The sequence below is a fragment of the Robertmurraya mesotrionivorans genome (assembly GCF_050971805.1).
GTDB lineage: Bacteria > Bacillota > Bacilli > Bacillales > Cytobacillaceae > Robertmurraya_A.
This window is the reverse complement of sequence record NZ_JBPCCH010000023.1, coordinates 20,066-37,596: the sequence shown is the minus strand read 5'-3', so window position 1 is coordinate 37,596 and position 17,531 is coordinate 20,066. Positions and strand designations below refer to the sequence as shown.

The 17,531-nt window shown below is 40.1% G+C and carries 20 protein-coding genes; 13 read left to right on the top strand and 7 right to left on the bottom strand.

Annotation, left to right across the window (positions count from 1 at the left end):
* Nucleotides 1-182: 182 nt before the first annotated feature.
* Genes ACRX5O_RS21815 through ACRX5O_RS21795 form a run of 5 tightly spaced genes read left to right on the top strand, consistent with a single transcriptional unit; the run spans nt 183 to nt 4,169 of the window.
* The gene (locus ACRX5O_RS21815) at nt 183-1,133 is read left to right on the top strand and encodes an ABC transporter permease (protein WP_433907876.1); all 951 of its coding nucleotides are present in this window, start codon (nt 183-185) and stop codon (nt 1,131-1,133) included.
* Entirely contained in the window at nt 1,126-2,076 is a 951-nt protein-coding gene (locus tag ACRX5O_RS21810) for an iron chelate uptake ABC transporter family permease subunit (RefSeq protein WP_433907875.1), read from the top strand. The genes ACRX5O_RS21815 and ACRX5O_RS21810 overlap by 8 nt, the downstream gene beginning before the upstream one ends.
* Nucleotides 2,073-2,834: an iron ABC transporter ATP-binding protein gene (locus tag ACRX5O_RS21805; RefSeq protein ID WP_433907874.1), complete on the top strand. Its 762-nt coding sequence runs from the start codon at nt 2,073-2,075 to the stop codon at nt 2,832-2,834. The genes ACRX5O_RS21810 and ACRX5O_RS21805 overlap by 4 nt, the downstream gene beginning before the upstream one ends.
* A 16-nt stretch (nt 2,835-2,850) precedes the next feature.
* Nucleotides 2,851-3,810 carry a siderophore ABC transporter substrate-binding protein gene (locus ACRX5O_RS21800; RefSeq protein WP_433907873.1) on the top strand — a complete coding sequence of 320 codons (960 nt, stop codon included), beginning with the start codon at nt 2,851-2,853 and terminating at the stop codon, nt 3,808-3,810.
* Nucleotides 3,811-3,863: 53 nt separating this feature from the next.
* A complete protein-coding gene (locus ACRX5O_RS21795) occupies nt 3,864-4,169 on the top strand; it encodes an antibiotic biosynthesis monooxygenase family protein (protein WP_433907872.1) in 306 nt (101 codons plus the stop codon).
* Nucleotides 4,170-4,180: 11 nt separating this feature from the next.
* Here ACRX5O_RS21795 and ACRX5O_RS21790 read toward each other — a convergent pair whose 3' ends face one another.
* Both ACRX5O_RS21790 and ACRX5O_RS21785 read right to left on the bottom strand, forming a co-directional pair.
* A complete protein-coding gene (locus ACRX5O_RS21790) occupies nt 4,181-4,870 on the bottom strand; it encodes a DUF421 domain-containing protein (protein WP_433907871.1) in 690 nt (229 codons plus the stop codon).
* Nucleotides 4,871-4,995: 125 nt separating this feature from the next.
* Nucleotides 4,996-5,268, bottom strand: a complete 273-nt coding sequence (locus ACRX5O_RS21785; protein ID WP_433907898.1) for an acylphosphatase — start codon at nt 5,266-5,268, stop codon at nt 4,996-4,998.
* A gap of 224 nt (nt 5,269-5,492) precedes the next feature.
* On the opposite strand from ACRX5O_RS21785, the gene ACRX5O_RS21780 reads away from it, so the two are divergent.
* Complete coding sequence (locus ACRX5O_RS21780; protein ID WP_240390664.1) at nt 5,493-5,624, top strand: DUF6254 family protein; 132 nt, start codon at nt 5,493-5,495, stop codon at nt 5,622-5,624.
* Nucleotides 5,625-5,842: 218 nt separating this feature from the next.
* Here ACRX5O_RS21780 and ACRX5O_RS21775 read toward each other — a convergent pair whose 3' ends face one another.
* The 5 genes from ACRX5O_RS21775 to ACRX5O_RS21755 all read right to left on the bottom strand — a co-directional run bounded on the left by ACRX5O_RS21775 (nt 5,843) and on the right by ACRX5O_RS21755 (nt 11,561).
* Nucleotides 5,843-6,064: a hypothetical protein gene (locus tag ACRX5O_RS21775; protein WP_433907870.1), complete on the bottom strand. Its 222-nt coding sequence runs from the start codon at nt 6,062-6,064 to the stop codon at nt 5,843-5,845.
* Between the two features lie 144 nt (nt 6,065-6,208).
* Nucleotides 6,209-7,438, bottom strand: a complete 1,230-nt coding sequence (locus tag ACRX5O_RS21770) for an aminopeptidase (protein ID WP_433907869.1) — start codon at nt 7,436-7,438, stop codon at nt 6,209-6,211.
* 122 nt (nt 7,439-7,560) lie between these two features.
* On the bottom strand, nt 7,561-8,844 hold the full coding sequence (locus ACRX5O_RS21765; RefSeq protein ID WP_433907868.1) for an MDR family MFS transporter: 1,284 nt from the start codon (nt 8,842-8,844) through the stop codon (nt 7,561-7,563).
* A gap of 223 nt (nt 8,845-9,067) precedes the next feature.
* Nucleotides 9,068-11,158, bottom strand: a complete 2,091-nt coding sequence (locus tag ACRX5O_RS21760) for a DNA topoisomerase III (RefSeq protein WP_433907867.1) — start codon at nt 11,156-11,158, stop codon at nt 9,068-9,070.
* 238 nt (nt 11,159-11,396) lie between these two features.
* Nucleotides 11,397-11,561: a hypothetical protein gene (locus ACRX5O_RS21755; RefSeq protein WP_162927685.1), complete on the bottom strand. Its 165-nt coding sequence runs from the start codon at nt 11,559-11,561 to the stop codon at nt 11,397-11,399.
* A 142-nt stretch (nt 11,562-11,703) separates the two neighbouring features.
* Here ACRX5O_RS21755 and ACRX5O_RS21750 point away from each other — a divergent pair, with 142 nt between their 5' ends.
* From ACRX5O_RS21750 to ACRX5O_RS21720, 7 genes are all read left to right on the top strand, one after another.
* Nucleotides 11,704-12,264, top strand: a complete 561-nt coding sequence (locus ACRX5O_RS21750) for a peroxiredoxin (RefSeq protein WP_433907866.1) — start codon at nt 11,704-11,706, stop codon at nt 12,262-12,264.
* A gap of 68 nt (nt 12,265-12,332) precedes the next feature.
* A complete protein-coding gene (locus tag ACRX5O_RS21745; RefSeq protein WP_433907865.1) occupies nt 12,333-12,707 on the top strand; it encodes a DnaJ family domain-containing protein in 375 nt (124 codons plus the stop codon).
* A gap of 163 nt (nt 12,708-12,870) precedes the next feature.
* Nucleotides 12,871-13,665, top strand: coding sequence for a flagellar motor stator protein MotA (gene motA, locus ACRX5O_RS21740; RefSeq protein ID WP_433907864.1), 795 nt, complete (start codon nt 12,871-12,873; stop codon nt 13,663-13,665).
* Complete coding sequence (gene motB, locus ACRX5O_RS21735) at nt 13,658-14,458, top strand: flagellar motor protein MotB (protein ID WP_433907863.1); 801 nt, start codon at nt 13,658-13,660, stop codon at nt 14,456-14,458. Before motA ends, motB begins: the two co-directional genes overlap by 8 nt.
* Before the next feature lie 486 nt (nt 14,459-14,944).
* Complete coding sequence (locus ACRX5O_RS21730) at nt 14,945-16,042, top strand: carbohydrate kinase (protein ID WP_433907862.1); 1,098 nt, start codon at nt 14,945-14,947, stop codon at nt 16,040-16,042.
* 14 nt (nt 16,043-16,056) lie between these two features.
* Nucleotides 16,057-16,971 carry a pseudouridine-5'-phosphate glycosidase gene (locus ACRX5O_RS21725; protein ID WP_433907861.1) on the top strand — a complete coding sequence of 305 codons (915 nt, stop codon included), beginning with the start codon at nt 16,057-16,059 and terminating at the stop codon, nt 16,969-16,971.
* Between the two features lie 311 nt (nt 16,972-17,282).
* Nucleotides 17,283-17,489: a hypothetical protein gene (locus ACRX5O_RS21720; protein WP_119706719.1), complete on the top strand. Its 207-nt coding sequence runs from the start codon at nt 17,283-17,285 to the stop codon at nt 17,487-17,489.
* The last annotated feature ends 42 nt before the right edge of the window (nt 17,490-17,531 follow it).

Here is a 17,531-nt window from a genome sequence, read left to right as displayed (position 1 = left end):
TCTTTTAACCTTAGGGTACCTTACTTGTCATTAATTTTACAGAGTAGGATGTGGATTTGGGTAAATTTTCAATTTTATATGAAAAACATTATCAATAAGGTTGACACTTTTTGTATATAAATATATGATAGAGCTTGTGATAATGATTCTCATTATTAGATACTTGATAAAGAGGAGAGCCGATGAAGAAACGATATTTACTACTCGCGTTACTTATTCTTTCAGTTCTATCTCTTTTTGTAGGGGTAAGCAGCATTTCTCCAAAGATGTTACTTGACTTTCAATCAGAAGAAACTGAGATCTTTTTAATTAGTCGCGTTCCAAGGTTAATTGCTATTTTGCTAGCAGGAGCAGGGATGAGTATTGCTGGTTTGATCATGCAGCAATTAAGCAGAAACAAATTTGTTTCTCCGACAACCGCTGGAACCTTAGATGCGACAAGGCTAGGAATTCTCGTATCGATGCTATTTTTTGCGAATGCAACGATGCTACAAAAGATGGGAATCGCATTTGCCTTCGCTCTAGCAGGGACTTTCTTATTTATGCAAATCCTGGACAGAATTAAGTTCAAGGATGCTATATTTATCCCACTCGTCGGACTCATGTTCGGAAATATTTTATCATCAGTTGCTACGTTCTTTGCGTATCGTGCAGATGTTATACAGAACATGTCCGCTTGGCTTCAGGGAGATTTTTCAATGATTATGAAAGGTCGCTACGAACTGTTGTACATAAGTATACCGGTGTTATTAGTAGCTTACTTGTATGCTAATCGGTTCACGGTTGCTGGGATGGGTGAGGATTTTTCCAAAAACCTCGGTCTTGCCTATAAGCGAGTCGTGAATATAGGGTTGGTATTAGTTGCTCTAATTACGGTGACGGTGGTTCTTACAGTCGGGGTTATTCCTTTTTTAGGCTTAATTATTCCGAATATTATTTCTATTTTCAAAGGGGACCATCTACAAAAGACCCTACCACATACGGCGTTGCTGGGAGCAAACTTTCTTTTAGTAACAGATATTCTTGGCCGAGTCATTATTTACCCATATGAGATATCTATCTCATTAATGGTCGGTGTGATCGGTAGTGGAATCTTCCTATTCTTGTTGTTCCGGAGGAAGGCGTATGCGTAACTCAACCAAGAATATATTACTGACTGTGGCTGCAATAGCCGTTTGTGCTCTTTATTTATTTCATGATTTGAATGGAAGCTATGATTATGCTCTTCCAAGAAGAGGATTTAAGGTAGTTGCCATGATTTTAACAGGGGTGGCTATCGCTTATTCCACTGTGGTATTTCAAACGATTACCCACAACCGAATCCTAACTCCGAGTATTATGGGTCTAGACTCCCTTTACATGCTCATTCAAACCGTGATTATTTTCTTCTTGGGTTCAACCCATTTTACGGTTACGAACAAGCAAGTGAATTTCGGCATTTCAGTCGTCGCGATGATTGTTTTTGCGCTATTACTCTATCGATTTCTTTTTAAGAAAGGAAATCAACCAATCTACTTCTTGTTGTTGATTGGAATTATCGTAGGGACATTTTTCTCAAGCATCTCGACATTCTTACAGGTATTGATTGATCCGAATGAATTCCAAATTGTACAAGATCGAATGTTTGCAAGCTTTAATAATATCAATACCGATATTTTATGGATTGCGATTGGGATCATAGGATTGTTAATGCTTTATGCTTGGCGATATACAACCTATTTAGATGTGCTGTCTCTAGGCAGGGATAACGCCGTAAATCTAGGTGTTAACTACGATTCATTAGTAAAGAAAATGCTCATACTTGTTGCGGTATTTATTTCCGTCTCAACGGCACTTGTAGGACCAATTACGTTTTTTGGATTGATTGTTGCTAACCTGTCTTATCAGTTGTTTGGAACCTATAAACACAAGATTCTGATCAGCGGAGCTGGTTTAATTAGTATCATTGCCCTCGTTGGTGGCCAATGGGTGGTAGAAAGAGTCTTTACTTTTTCAACGACACTTAGCGTCATTATTAACTTCATTGGTGGCGTGTACTTCATTTATTTACTGCTAAAGGAGAGTCGATCATCTTGATCCAAGTTCAAGCACTTTCGAAGTTTTATGGAAAAAAGAAAGTCGTAGAAGATGTAACTGTCTCCATTCAAAGAGGAAAGATTACTTCTTTTATCGGCCCGAATGGAGCAGGAAAGTCAACTCTGTTATCGATGGTCAGTCGTCTTTTGGATGCAGATACAGGTGAGGTGCTCATTGATCAGTCGAATATTAAAAAGATGAAGTCAAATGACTTTTCAAAAATTGTATCGATCTTAAAGCAATCGAATTATATGAATGTTCGTTTAACCATTCGTGAGCTGGTTTCATTCGGTCGCTTCCCTTATTCAAAGGGTCGTTTAACGGCTGAAGATGAGAAAATGGTTGATCAAGCGATTGAATACATGGCGTTGAAGGACATGGAGGACAGATATTTTGATGAGTTGTCTGGGGGACAAAAGCAGCGAGCTTTTATCGCGATGGTTATTGCCCAAGACACAGAGTATATCTTACTGGATGAGCCATTAAATAATCTGGATATGAAGCATTCTGTACAGATTATGAAAATTTTACGCCGTCTGGTGGATGAGCTCGGAAAAACGGTGGTAATCGTTCTTCATGATATCAATTTTGCTTCTGTCTATTCCGACCGTATTGTTGCTTTAAAGGATGGAAGGGTCGTAAAAGATGGACCAACGAATGAGATTATCCAATCAAAAGCCTTGAAGGAAATTTATGATATGGATATTCCGATTCAAGAAATGAACAATTGCCGAATCTGCGTGTACTTTAATTCATAAAAAAGGGGATAGAAAGATGAAAAAGTTAGGTTTATTTTCTCTTATTTTCACAATGCTTTTCTTATTAGCTGCGTGTGGTGGCAAAGAGGAAGCGAGCACGACTGCTAGTACAGAAGGAGAAAAAACAGAAGAAGCGTCAAAAGAAGTAACGATTACTCACGAATATGGTGAAGTTAAAGTAGAAAAGAACCCACAGAAGGTCGTTGTATTTGATTTTGGTGTTCTTGATACATTAGATGCATTTGGTGTAGAAGTGTCTGGTGTTCCACAAGCAGTTGTTCCAAAAAGCTTAGAAAAATATGCTGGTTCTGAATATACCAATGTAGGTGGCTTAAAAGAGCCTGATTTTGAAGCCATTCATCACTTAGAACCAGATGTTATCTTTATCTCTGGTAGACAAGCGGAATTATATGATCAATTTGCTGAAATCGCTCCAACTGTGTTCATTGATGTGGATTATACAAACTATATGTCTTCTCTAGAAAAGAATTTCGAACTTTTAGCAGAAATCTTTGAAAAAGAAGATGTGCTTGATTCAAAAATGGAAGAGTTAACAGCAAGCATTGATGAGCTTAACAAGGAAGCATCAGCTTCTGACAGCAAAGCGTTGATTTTATTAGCGAATGAAGGAAAAGTAAGTGCATATGGCCCAGGTTCACGTTATGGATTCGTTCATGATGCCTTTGGATTCAAAGCAGCGGACGAAAACCTAGAAGTATCTCAACACGGTCAAAGCATTACATTTGAATACATTTTAGAGAAAAATCCAGATGTCATTTTTGTTATCGATCGCTCTGCTGCGGTTGGTGGAGAAGTTGGTGCAAAAGAAACCATTGAAAATGAGTTAGTGAAGAAAACAAACGCATATAAGGATGGAAAGATTATTTACCTAGATGCAGTTAACTGGTACATCGCAGGAAATGGTGTTCAATCAACTCAATCTATGGTAGAAGAAGTAAAAGCAGCACTTCAATAAATTACGATAGCCGGACTTCGTTCCGGCTTTTTACAAAAAAGGAGGCCATCCCAATGTTTTATCAAATGAAAAAAATCGTTGTTGAAGAAGGACACGCTTCAAAGGTAATCGAGCGCTTTTCAAAGCAAGGCGGATTGATTTCAGAGCAGCCAGGTTTTATTGATAAGCAACTACTATTGAAGAAAAGTCGTCGTGGTAATGAAGAAGTCATCGTTATGATTCGCTGGGAATCTGAGTCAGATTGGAAGAATTGGGAGAAGCACCCCGATCATATTGCTGGGCATAAAGCCAATGCAGGAAAGCCAAAGCCAGAGTATGTAGTAGAATCTAGCCAGGATGTATACGAGTCACAGATATAATGGAAGACGCCTTAGTAGGTGTCTTTTGTTTTTTTATCTAAAAACACGGTGCCAAGTTCATCAATTTGAGCCACAGCGATGTCAGAAGGGCTTTGAATTCCGTTTGCTTGCAACATATTACGCACCCAATTCTCATCCTTTCCCGTACCCTTTAAGTGATCCATCACGAGCTTCCCATCAATAATAAAGGTTCTTGGGATACCACGAAAGGGAGTGGATATCTGTAAATCCTGATTTTTAGCGGTTTGTTGGGCAATTTTTTTCTGTGCTGATAGTGATCCATCGGTTTCTAAAAAAGCATACTCCACTTCATCTAAATAGTAGATATCCTTTTTTCTTAATAATAATAACAAATCGTCCATCGTTAGCCTTGCTTTGGACATTCTATCTTCTAAAATTCGTCCATCTTTTATGACAAGCAAAGGCTCACTGTTAAGAAATTTACGAGCATGGTGAGACTTAATGGAGAGAATATCAGAGAGAAGAGCAAGAGCTGTAAAGATCGCCATTCCAAAAAGACCGATATGAATGGGGATTTTATCGGTAAAAATAAACGAACCTCCCATGGAACCAATGGTAATTCCTGATATGAAGTCAAAGAGTGTTAAATGAGAAATTAATTTTTTTCCAAGAATTCGGCATAAGACATACAAGGCTACAAAGGTGATGCTTACTCTAGCTGCAGTATCTAAATAACTCATACACTCTTTTCCTCCAAAGACTTTTCATAATTGTACAAATCTAATATGTCCATAAAAAGGCATTGAACAACTGGTTATTTATTGGAAAATAAAAAGACCTTCGAATGAGGTCTCTCTACTGTATACTAATATTTAATCTTAAAGGAAGGATATGGATCTGTTTTCTCCCTTGTATGTATTTCCATATTGTTGACCTTAGAGAAAGGATTTCCTTCTCGTATGGACTCTATAAAAAGCTGGAGGTCCTCAGGCTGACCGACAGCAATTATTTCTACGCTGCCATCATCCAGATTTTTTACCCAGCCAGTGACTCCATATTGTGCTGCTCTCATTTGCGTATAGTATCGAAAGCCAACTCCTTGCACTTTACCAGAAACGATAATATGTAACTGGTCCACGTTATTCACTCCTAAATTCATCTTAACAATTAATATATGTAGTTTCATCCTCCCATAATTCGAATTTCTTTGCAATAGCCTCTTTTGGTGATCCAACTTGATAAGGCTCGCTATTTTACCACGTACCGGCTGGATTTGTTTGTAAAACACATGATGATTACATAAGTTATAGGAGTTCCTGAAATGATATAAAGGTAGTTATCCTGAGAAAAGGAGCGTCTGAAATGACAAAATCAAAGAGTCAACAAGAACGCCAGTGGAGGCAGAGGAAAGAGGAACAGCATCCTCATGGGAAAGTAAAAAGCTTTGAGGAATTAGGTGCTGGAGTGGAAGGAAAAAATAACGACAATAAGTAAAGCATGAGGAATTTCCTCATGCTTTTTTTAAAAGATAAGAAAGTATAAGATTTTCGACTTTGACAATTGTCTAGCTCCTGCGCCCTAGCGCCTAGTGTCCTTCGCTCTCCGCCCTACGATAAGTCAAGCACGAATGCGCCTCTGGCTCTTCGTGTTTCCTTTATCTCAGTTGGAGCGCTCCAGGCCATACGGCGCTGACCAGGGGGCTTGCGCTTTTCTTATCGCTTTTTCTTTTTGGAGTTATCTAGTACTGCAAGTTTATTTTTATTAACTGCTTCAAGAGCAACATATACGTGAACATACTTTTCATCGATGGGTGATACGGCAGTAATCTTTCCTTTTCGCCCTTTGATCTTTACATTTTCCCCTTCCGCTGGGAGATTTTTGAGTAACTGAGTTAATAAAACATTTCTATTATCATAATAAGTTACAACAAACATCTAGACCTCACCTATTCCTTTGAAGTGTGTGGAATCATCCATGTTATAAAATATAGGAAAGTCGGAGGGTTTAGACCATTTGTGGTAAAAAGTTTTCTTATAGAAAAAGGCTTGGTTTTGTAACCAAGCCTTTTCAGTATCCAGTTAGAAAGCCCAATTTCCGTTTCGGAATACGGGTTCTGTTTGATTATCATTTGTAATACCATCAATATTCATTTCAGCTGAGCCGATCATGAAATCGACATGTGTGATGCTTTCGTTGAGACCATTTTTCTCAAGATCTTCAGCAGACATCGTTTTTCCACCTTCGATACAGAATGCGTAGGCACTTCCAATTGCTAAGTGGTTGGATGCATTTTCGTCGAAAAGGGTGTTATAGAAAAGCACATTTGATTGAGAGATAGGAGATTGGAACGGAACCAATGCGACTTCTCCTAAATAATGTGATCCTTCATCCGTATCAACAAGGCGTTTTAGAATATCCTCGCCTTGCTCGGCCTTTACATCGACAATGCGCCCATTTTCAAAAGTAATAGTGAAGTTATCAATGATATTTCCACCGTAGCTAAGCGGTTTGGTGCTTGCTACATATCCGTTTACTCCTGTTCTATGTGGAACAGTAAACACTTCTTCTGTTGGCATATTGGCCATAAAGCTGTTTCCTTGTTCGTTAATGCTACCTGCACCGACCCAAATATGCTTTTCTGGAAGCTCAATCGTTAAGTCTGTTCCAGGAGCCGTATAGTGTAGTTTTTTATAGCGACGTTCGTTTAGGTATTCGACCTTTTCATGAAGTGTTTCGTCATGCTTTTTCCATGCTTCAACTGGATTGCCTAAGTCTGCACGAGTCGCTTTGAAAATTGCATCCCAAAGGAGACTTACTTGTTCTTCAGGTGCTGCGTTTGGGAATACTTTAGCAGCCCAAGCAGGAGAAGGAGTTGCAATAACCGTCCAACTCACTTTATCGGATTGGATTTTTTTACGGTAATTGCTTAATGCTGTACCCGCAGCTTTTTGAGAGTTTGCGATACGCTCAGGGTTGACACCTTTTAATAGGTCAGGACTTGAAGAAACGATGGACATGAAGGCAGCGCCTTTGTCGGCAAGCTCTTCCATTTCACGAGCCCGCCACGCTGGATACTCGTTAAAAACAGCATCAGGTGCTAATTCGTACTTGGTACGCGTGACTTTATCGTCTTGCCAGTTGACGATGACATTATGGGCACCAACTTCGTAGGCTTTACGCACAACTAGACGGACGAATTCAGCAGAGTCGAGTGATGTATTGATAACTAGTGTCTGGTTAGGCTGGACGTTCACGCCCACTTTAACAGCCAGCTCTGCGTATTTTTCTAAATTAGCTTGAAAGCTCATATGTATAGTCTCCTTTTTTATGGATTCTTCTTTCTTATTGTATTCGTTTTTTCTAGAAAAAGAAAACAAATTCGCCACCCGAAAGGTTTTTTTATACAAGATTGGGTGGCGACTTTAGGTGCTTATGCAGAGTCTTTTGCATCTGTTAAAGGTTGTTGCTTGTGATCTAGCCTTGAAAACATAATCCAATAGATAACGGCACTACCGATAGCAAGAACGGCAATGGTAAAAAAGGTCCATTCATAGCCGATCCACACGGTCAAAGGAATGGAGATTGGTGCAATGGTTCGACCGATGGTGTATCTTAGACTTGCTGCAGCGAAGTATTGTCCTCTCATATGCTCAGGGGCTATTTTTGAAATAAAGCTTTGCTGTAATCCGGCAACAAGAAGTTCTGCTACGGTGAAGATAGCCATTGCAAATACGAGTCCCCAAATCCATTCTGTTTGACCAAATAAGATAATAGCAATTGCATAAAGCAGGGAAGATGCGATGAATACTTTTCTTTCTTTAAACCCATTGACCCATTTGGTAATAGATACGGTTAAAAGGGCAACAAGCAGGCCGTTCTCTGCAAGGATGAAACCAAAGGCTTGTTCACCACCGAGGGTTAATGTCCAATTGCCAATGGATAGGAGAGATTGGTTATGAACGACTTCCTTTGTATAGACTGGGATGAGCAAGTCGAGCTGCATAAAGGTTTGTGCGGCTAGTATCCCTGCGGTGATAAATAAAAGGAAAGTTCGATCCTTGATAATGACTTTGTAGTCGCGAAGCTGATTACCAACGAACGAATACCATTTCGTGGTGGTGCTTTCCTTGAGTTCGTAAGTTGGTGCTGTTTCACGTGTCCATTTTTGTAGGACGGCTGCTAGACCAACACAAACAATCCCAGCGATGAGAAGAAGCTCAAAGCGGTGATTCACGTAGAAAATCGCTCCCAGTAGAGGACCGATTACGACTGCAATATTAATCGATGTGTAAAAGACGGCAAACACGCTGCTTCGATTTTTCTCGTCAACCACATCAGCAACCATAGCCTGACTAGCTGGCCAGTAGATGGATCCGAAAAAGCCAACAAACGAGAAACATAGGAAGCCAATCCATGGAGACTGAAGCCACGGTGAATCTGCAAATCCGAACAACATAAAGCAAATGCCTTGGCCAAAAGCAGAAAGAACCATCATCCGTTTACGTCCGTATCGATCGGCACAATAACCGCCTATTAGATTGGCAAAAACCGATAAAACCTGTGAAAGAATTAATAACAAACCAGCGAGGCTTTTGCCGAACTCATCGGCAAAATATATCGTTAAAAAGGGAAAAAACATCCAAAAGGTAATGTTCATTAACGCCTCACCAAACAAACGAACCTTCAAATTGGAATCCCACTCGCGTATTCTCATGCTGAAAACCTCCTTATTGCGGTGACAGACACCCTTCGTGGACAAAACCACATGATTTGTCTTTTCAGGGTGTCTGTCACCTTCCGTGGACAAAACTACCCGATCTGTCTTTTTGTGGTGTCTGTCACCGCTCGTGGACAGATCGCCCTGATTTGTCCGTGTGGGGCGGACATTTTTGTTCCTGAAAAAACGCTTAGGTGCCTGAGGGCGCCTAAGCGTTCCGTTAATCCTTCTTTTCTAATGCGGCTTTTAATAAGTCTCCGAGGCTGTTTCCAAAATTGTCTTCCTTTTGTGAGTACTTTTGGACAAGCTTTCGTTCCTCGCGTTTATTGACTGCTTTCTTTCGCTCTTCTGCTTTTTCGACCACATTACACTTCCTGCATTGGAAGTACAAGCCAGCTTTTCCTTCGTGCATTTCCATTTTCTTTTTACACTGAGGACAGCGGCGGTTAGAAAGCTTTGGATCCTTTCGCTTTCGGTAGTTACATTCCGAGCTTGAGCAAACGAGAATCTTGCCTTCTTTGGTATTTCTCTCTTTTAATAAAGATTGGCACTCTGGGCATTTGGATCCCGTTAAGTTATGAGCGCGATACGATTTATCGCTCGTCTTAATTTCAGAAATCAATTGCTCGGTTTGCTTACGAATTCGTTTTAAAAATTGCTTTGGATCTCCTTTGCCACGTGAAATGGCTTCAAGCTCTTTTTCCCATTTCGCGGTAAGCTCTGGAGAGGTAAGCTCCTCATTCACGAGATCCATCAATTGCTTTCCTTTAGGAGTCGGATGTAAACGTCCGTTTTTCCGCTCAACAACCTCAGTTTCAATGATTCTTTCGATAATCTCTGCACGAGTCGCAGGGGTTCCGAGCCCGTATTTCTCCATTTGACCTAAAATATCAGACTCCGAAAATCGTGCAGGAGGTTCTGTTAGCTTTTTCTCCGCCTGAACCTGGCCTATCGAGAAGGACTGACCTTTCGTGATCTGTCCGAGCTTTTGCCCACTTAGCTCCTCGTCTTTTCCTGTAATAGCTTTAAAACCTGCATCAACCACGACCGTTTCCTTCGCGGAAAATGACTCCCCGTTTACATCAAATACGGCACGAATGGTTTCGTACTGATAGGCAGGGTAAAAAAGAGCAAGGAACCGCTTCACAATTAAATCGTAGAGCTTTCGTTCATCTGACTCTAAATCACGAAGAAATAAACGCTCTTCTGTAGGGATAATGGCATGGTGGTCTGTTACTTTCTCATTATTAAACACACGTTTTGCGACTACCTTACCCTTGTTAGCAAGAATGCTGCGTACTTCTTCCTTATAGCCTCCAGCAATCGCTTCGACTCGATCGAGCATGGTAGCTTCCATATCGGTCGTAAGGTAACGAGAATCCGTACGAGGGTAAGTTACGAGCTTGTGCTGCTCATACAATTTTTGCAGAACGCTCGATGTCTTTTTCGCTGAAAAGCCAAAGCGCTTGTTGGCATCACGTTGAAGCTCCGTTAAATCATAGGGCAGAGGCTGTTGTTCAGACTTTGCGGTACGATTGATCGACTGAACGACCGCTTTTTGTCCTTTGCCTTTTGCTAAAATACTATCTGCTTTGTCCTTGGAGAAAATTCGCTTTTCACCATTTTCCTCCCAATCTGCCTTTAAAGGTCCAATTTGGGCGGAAATCGTCCAGTATTCCTGTGGCTTAAATGTCTGAATGGCTTTTTCGCGCTCCATTACTAACGCAAGTGTTGGAGTTTGCACTCGACCTGCAGAGAGAGGGTCCTTATATTTTGTGGTTAAAGCACGAGTTACATTAAGTCCAATTAACCAATCGGCTTCAGCTCGACAAACCGCCGATGCATATAAATTCTCATACTCACTTCCAGGACGGAGCATAGCAAATCCTTCTTTAATCGAACGATCCGTATGGGATGAGATCCACAAACGTTTAATCGGTTTATTCCAGCGGATTTTTTCTAAAATCCAGCGCGCAACAAGCTCCCCTTCACGTCCCGCGTCGGTTGCTATAATGCACTCCTTCACGTCTTTTCGCTTGGCAAGAGACTCTATCGCTTTATACTGGTGAGAGGTTTGTTTCATAACCTTAAGCCCCATCTTATCAGGGATGATCGGCAAGTCTTCTAAATTCCATTGCTTGTATTTCGTATCATAGTGCTCAGGCATCTTCAACTCAATTAAATGTCCAAGCGCCCAAGTGACAATATACTTTGGCCCTTCAATATAGCTTTTATGTGTTTGTGTACAGCCAAGAACACGCGCAATTTCTCTAGCTACGCTTGGCTTTTCAGCAAGTACGAGTGATTTCATTATTTATCCTCCGAATTTCCATTTGCTCGGGATAAGTATACAGGAAAACGAAAGAAAAAGGGAATAAGAAAAGCGCAAGCGCCCGTTTAGCCCCGACAAGCATAAGACGAATCACGCAGGAAGGCCTGCCTTCTGGAGAGATTTGGCTTATGACCTAGGAATAATGGCTTTTAATTATTCCCTCGAGGGGTTGGGCGATGGAGCTGGACAAATAAGAAAGACCTTGCGATTGCAAGGTCTATTCGATGTCTCGAGTTTCCACTCGGTTTTTAAACGCTTCACGTACGACAAGAAATTCCTCATCGCCAATTGCGTCCTTTGTATGTTTTTCAACAAGAGTTCCCTCAGGAAACTTCCCTGGATGTCCCTTTTTCTTATGCTCAAAATCTTTTCCGCGACCCATTTTTCCACACTCCTTTCCTCAAAATTAGCTTTTCCGGAAAAATTCCCTTCTATGTAGAAAAGAAACAGGACAGTTCAGAAGGTTCATGCATATTTATAGAAAGTAATGGGTTGTAAATTTTTAAAAAGGGAGGGGGATCCAAGTGACTAATGAATCTCAAAATGAACAACAGCCATTTTACGCGACTCGAGACGATCAAGCTCCAAAATTCTCGACAAGTGGATTTGTAAATGGAGAAATCAAAACATTTGAACTTGAGCAATATAAAGGGAAATGGCTTCTATTATTTTTCTATCCAAGTGACTTTACACCCGTCTGAGAGACAGAACTAGCAGCGGTCGCTGCTGTTTACCCATATTTTCAGGCGATGAATGTGGAGATTTTGGCTATCAGCACAGATAGCATCTATTCACATAAAGTGTTTCGAGAAACCACTCCCTCTTTACAAAATGTCTACTACCCTATGTTGAGTGACAGAACTCATGCGATCTCCAAATCGTATCGAGTATTGGATGAGAAAGCAGGTGCTGCTTTTAGAGCCTCTTTTTTTATAAATCCTGAACAAATCATCGTCGCTAAGCTCGTCTATCCGAGAGAAGTCGGACGAAACCTTTATGAACATGTAAGGCTTATGCAGGCCCTTCAGCACGCAAAGGAAACCGGTAAAGGTGTCCCAGCAAACTGGATGCCTGATCAAAGTTAAAAAACAAATGATGGAAAACTCCCTCGCTTTCCACTATACAAGATATAATAAGGGAAGGAGGGGTGTTCATGGATTTTTCTCAAAGTATTTCAGAGGAACGCATTCGTAAGGCGATAGAAAATGGAGAATTCGATCATTTACCTGGCTACGGGAAACCGTTAAAGCTCGATGATTTATCTGCCATTCCCGAGGAACTTCGTATGGCATATACCGTGTTGAAAAATGCGGGATATTCTCCGGAAGAACATGCACTCAGGCAGGAAATGATGTCTATAGAATCTCTGTTAAAATCCTGTGATGACGATGATCAAAGACTTGGTCTCCAGAAAAAATTAAATGAAAAGGTTCTGCGTTATAACAGTATGTTATCCAAACGTCGCGTGAATACAAACTCTTCTATTTTTAAAAATTATGAGCAAAAAATAAATAATAAGTTATTTTAATGCCTAAGGAAACTCTTGGGCATTTTTTGTTACACCTTCCGACATATTTTTTTTACATATTCTCTTAAAAAAATGACCTATATAGCCGAAATAAATAGTAGTAGGTTGATAGAAATAGGACTTCTATCACGAAGATACTCAGGAAAAGACAGGAGAATGTAGTATGGATAAAACGTCGGTAATAGGTGTTGTCGTAGGGGTCGTGGCTGTATTAGTGGGGATGTTCTTTAAAGGCGTTAGCCCAGTGCAGCTTGTGAATCCAGCGGCAATTTTAATTATCTTGTTAGGAACGGCAGGGGCCGTAACAATCGCATTCCCAACAAGTGAAATCAAAAGAGTACCAAATCTTTTCGGAAAGCTTTTTAAAGAAGACAAGCTACCAAACCCAGCTGATTTAATTAAAATGTTTTCTGATTGGGCGCAGCTAGCTCGTAAAGAGGGGCTATTAGCTCTAGAGTCAAAAACGAATGAAATCGACGATGATTTCTTGAAAAATGGATTATCACTTGCTGTTGACGGACAAAGTGCCGACTATATTCGCGACGTGCTATCGGAAGAAATTGAAGCGATGGAAGAAAGACATCAATCTGGTGCACTTATCTTTACACAAGCAGGTACGTACGCTCCGACCCTTGGGGTACTTGGTGCGGTAGTAGGTTTGATTGCTGCCCTTGGATACATGAATGATATTGAGGGTCTAGGTCACGCGATAAGTGCTGCATTCATTGCCACCCTATTAGGTATTTTTACCGGTTATGTATTATGGCATCCATTTGCAAACAAATTGAAGCGTAAGTCTAAGCAAGAAGTGAAGATTAAACAAATGATGGTAGAGGGGATTCTATCCATTCTAGAAGGGGAAGCTCCTCGAGTTATTGAAACAAAGCTAGCTTCTTACCTACCTGGTAGTGAAAAGAAGAAGTTCTTAGCTGCGACAGGAGAAGCGGCAAATGAGTAAGCGCCATAAGAAGCATCATCATGAGGAGCATGTTGACGAATCTTGGTTAATTCCTTACGCTGACCTTTTAACTCTCCTACTTGCTTTGTTTATCGTATTATTCTCAATGAGTTCGCTGGATGCGAAAAAGTTTCAAGCGATGGCAGAAGTGTTTAATGCTGAATTTACGAGTGGAACGGGAATATTTGAGTTTCCAAGCCCGATTCCTGAAGAAGGAGCAACTGCACCAGACGAGCAGCAAAATGACTCTGAAAATACAGAACAATCTCAAGCTCAATCACAAGGGATGACAGAAGAGCAAAAGCAGCAGCTAGCAGAACAAGCGGAACAGGTTGAGCTCCAAGCCATTCAAGCAAAGGTAAACGAGTATATAACGAGCAAAGGGTTAGAGGACAAACTTGAAACAACTCTCGAAGATGACGGATTACACGTAACGATACGAGACAATGTTTTATTTGAATCGGGCAGTGACTCGGTGAGAACCCAAGATTTAACCATTGTTAGAGAAATCTCAGATTTACTCGTTATGGATCCAGCTCGAAGTGTTATTATCAGTGGACATACAGATAATGTTCCGATTAAAAATGCACAGTTCTCATCTAACTGGGAGCTAAGCGTAATGCGTGCCATTAACTTTATGAAAATCTTACTCGAAAACGACAAGCTTGATCCAAGTTGGTTTAGCGCAAAGGGATACGGAGAATTCCAACCTATTGCTTCAAATGAAGATGCCGCTGGAAAAGCGAAAAATCGTCGGGTAGAAATTTTAATTTTACCAAGAACTGCGGACTGAGCCTATGATAGGTTCAGTCTTTTTCTATTTTTAAAAATAAAAAAGGACCACTCCAAAGAGTGGCCAAAAAGAGATACAAGGGATTATTCATTAGGAAGCGCTTACAATAAACGCAAAACACAAAAACTAATCGTTGTTATTATCAGGTTGTGGTACTTCCGGTTTACACATTCGATCCATTAAAATGCCAGCAAAGAGTATGCATGCAATTGGAATGGTAAAATTCAAGATGTGAACAACGGTCATGGAAATACCTCCTTCACACATGGTTGAATCTACTTTAATTATAGTGTTTATTCATAAACATGGCAAATAAAATTCAAAAAATATACAAATTTAACAATTGACAACAATCAATATAAAGGTTAGTTCGATCCAGTTAAAATCATGAAATATTTTTCCAATTAATGAGAATAATAAGGGTGGAAAACAAATGGACAAAAGTTTATAATAAAGACAAATGTCTAATGTGATACGAGGTGAATTATGAGTGATAAGGAAGCAACAATACTTGGGTTGATTAAAAGAGATCCATTTATATCTCAAAATGAGTTGGCGGAAAGGACGGGCTTGTCTCGTTCGGCTGTTGCTGGTTATATTTCTTCTCTTACAAAGCAAGGAAAACTATTAGGTCGGGCGTATGTATTACCTAATAAAAAACAGGTGATCTGTATAGGTGGAGCCAATGTTGATAGGAAAATGCAAGCGATCGATAAGCTTCAGTTAGGAACATCCAATCCTGCTAGTACTAGTAATTCTTGCGGAGGGGTTGCAAGGAACATTGCTGAAAACTTGGGAAGACTAGGATTAGATGTTTCTCTTATGAGCGTTGTAGGTGATGATCATGAAGGAAAATGGCTACTAGACTATACAAGGTCTTATGTCGATATAGAGCCTTCAAAAATTCTTCCTAATGAAGCAACGGGAACGTATACGGCTGTTTTGGATGTGGATGGGGAAATGGCGGTTGCTTTAGCAGATATGGGCATATATGATCGTGTTGATTTAGAGTTTGTTGAAAAGCGCTGGGGTTTTCTTGCATCAACAGAGCTTGTCATGATTGATACAAACTTTCCTTCTGACGTGCTCGCAAAAGTGATTGATCGATGTAGAGAAGAAGCGATTCCCCTCGTGATTACTCCTGTTTCAGCTCCTAAAATTAAGAAGTTGCCACAAAATCTTGATGGTGTGGCTTGGCTTATAGCAAATAAGGACGAAGCAGAGGCGTTAGCTGGGACACCAATTAAAGACGAAGGTGACTTTTTTAAAGCTGCAGAAGCAATTATGAAAAAAGGCGTTGAAAGAGTGGTCATTTCTCGCGGAGACAAAGGACTTATTTACTTTACAAAGGCGAATGAAGCAGGTGTATTGTTACCGCCAAAGGTTGATGTTGTTGATGTAACGGGTGCAGGAGATGCACTGGTTGCAGGAATTGTCTATGCCTATTTACGTGACTTAAAAACGGAAGATGCCTGCAAAATTGGTATGGCATGTTCAATGCTTACTTTAGCAACGGAGGAAACGGTTAACCCGTCATTAAATAATCAACAGCTACAAGAAGCTTTTCAACATAATTTCCACTAAGGGAGAAAACAAACATGGAAAAATATTTAGAATACTCACAAGAAGTTTTAGAAGCGAAAAAAAATAATGTACCAGTAGTGGCATTAGAGTCAACCATCATCTCTCACGGAATGCCGTACCCACAAAATGTACAAACGGCTAAGGAAGTAGAGGACATTATTCGTAAAAATGGTGCGGTACCAGCCACGATTGCTATTTTAGATGGCAAAATAAAAATAGGCTTATCAGATGAAGAGTTAGAAATGCTTGCTACACGAAAGGACATTGAAAAGGCGAGCCGTAGAGATCTACCGTACCTAGTTGCGACGAAGAAAAATGGAGCAACAACGGTAGCGGCAACGATGATCTGTGCAGAGCTTGCTGGAATTGAAGTGTTTGTAACAGGTGGTATTGGTGGAGTTCACCGTGAAGCAGAAGTAACGATGGATGTTTCAGCTGATCTTCAAGAACTCGCTCAAACCAATGTTGCTGTTGTGTGTGCAGGGGCGAAATCTATTCTTGATATTGGTTTAACACTAGAGTATTTAGAAACGCATGGGGTGCCAGTCGTTGGCTTTGGTACCGATGTACTTCCCGCTTTTTATACAAGAACAAGTCCCTTCCAAGTAAACGTTCAAGTGGAAAATGAAAAGGAAGCAGCAAGCATGATTCGTACAAAGTGGGAGTTAGGATTGAAGGGTGGAGTGGTTATTGCCAACCCAATCCCAGAAACAGATGCTCTTGAAGAGGAATTTATCAACGGTGTGATTGAATCGGCATTAAAAGAAGCAAAGGAAAATGAGATTGCGGGTAAAAATGTTACTCCATTCCTTTTATCAAAGGTAAAAGAATTAACAGAAGGAAGAAGCTTGGAAGCAAATATTGCCTTGGTTAAGAATAATGCTGAGGTTGGATCAAAAATAGCTGTTCAACTTAACACTCTATCTTAAAAAATATTTTTGTGGAGTCAGTCTCATAAGGACTGATTCCTTTTTTTTTGCATAAAAATAGTACTAGATTTACAAACTCCGAATATGTACACTACAACGAACAATTTGTTCTTAAAAAAATTATAAAAGTGAGAAATAAGGAGAAAGGAGATGAAAACTGAAGGAAACTGTTCATTATAACGAAAAAATGGTCCGTTTAGGGTGTTTAGTTTAAAAGCACTACCGTCTAAAATAAAAGTAAATTATTCTTTATATAGAACGGAATTTAATAGAATAAGAAACGAAAACTATTAGAATAGTAGGTGGCGGGAATGTACCGAAAGAACTGTGACAAATGTTATCGCCCTTCATACAGCAGTTCGGAAGCAGGGGAATGGATCTGTCCTATATGTGGTCATAATCTAACAAAGTTACCTTTTTTTGATGCAGTTACACTTGAAAGGGTACATGTAAATATCATTCCTATCCAAAGAAAATTAAAAGCATATGAGAATCAAAAACTAGGAATAAAGACTTAATTGGTAGAAGTCAGAAAATTTTAAAAATGATTTCGACAGTGG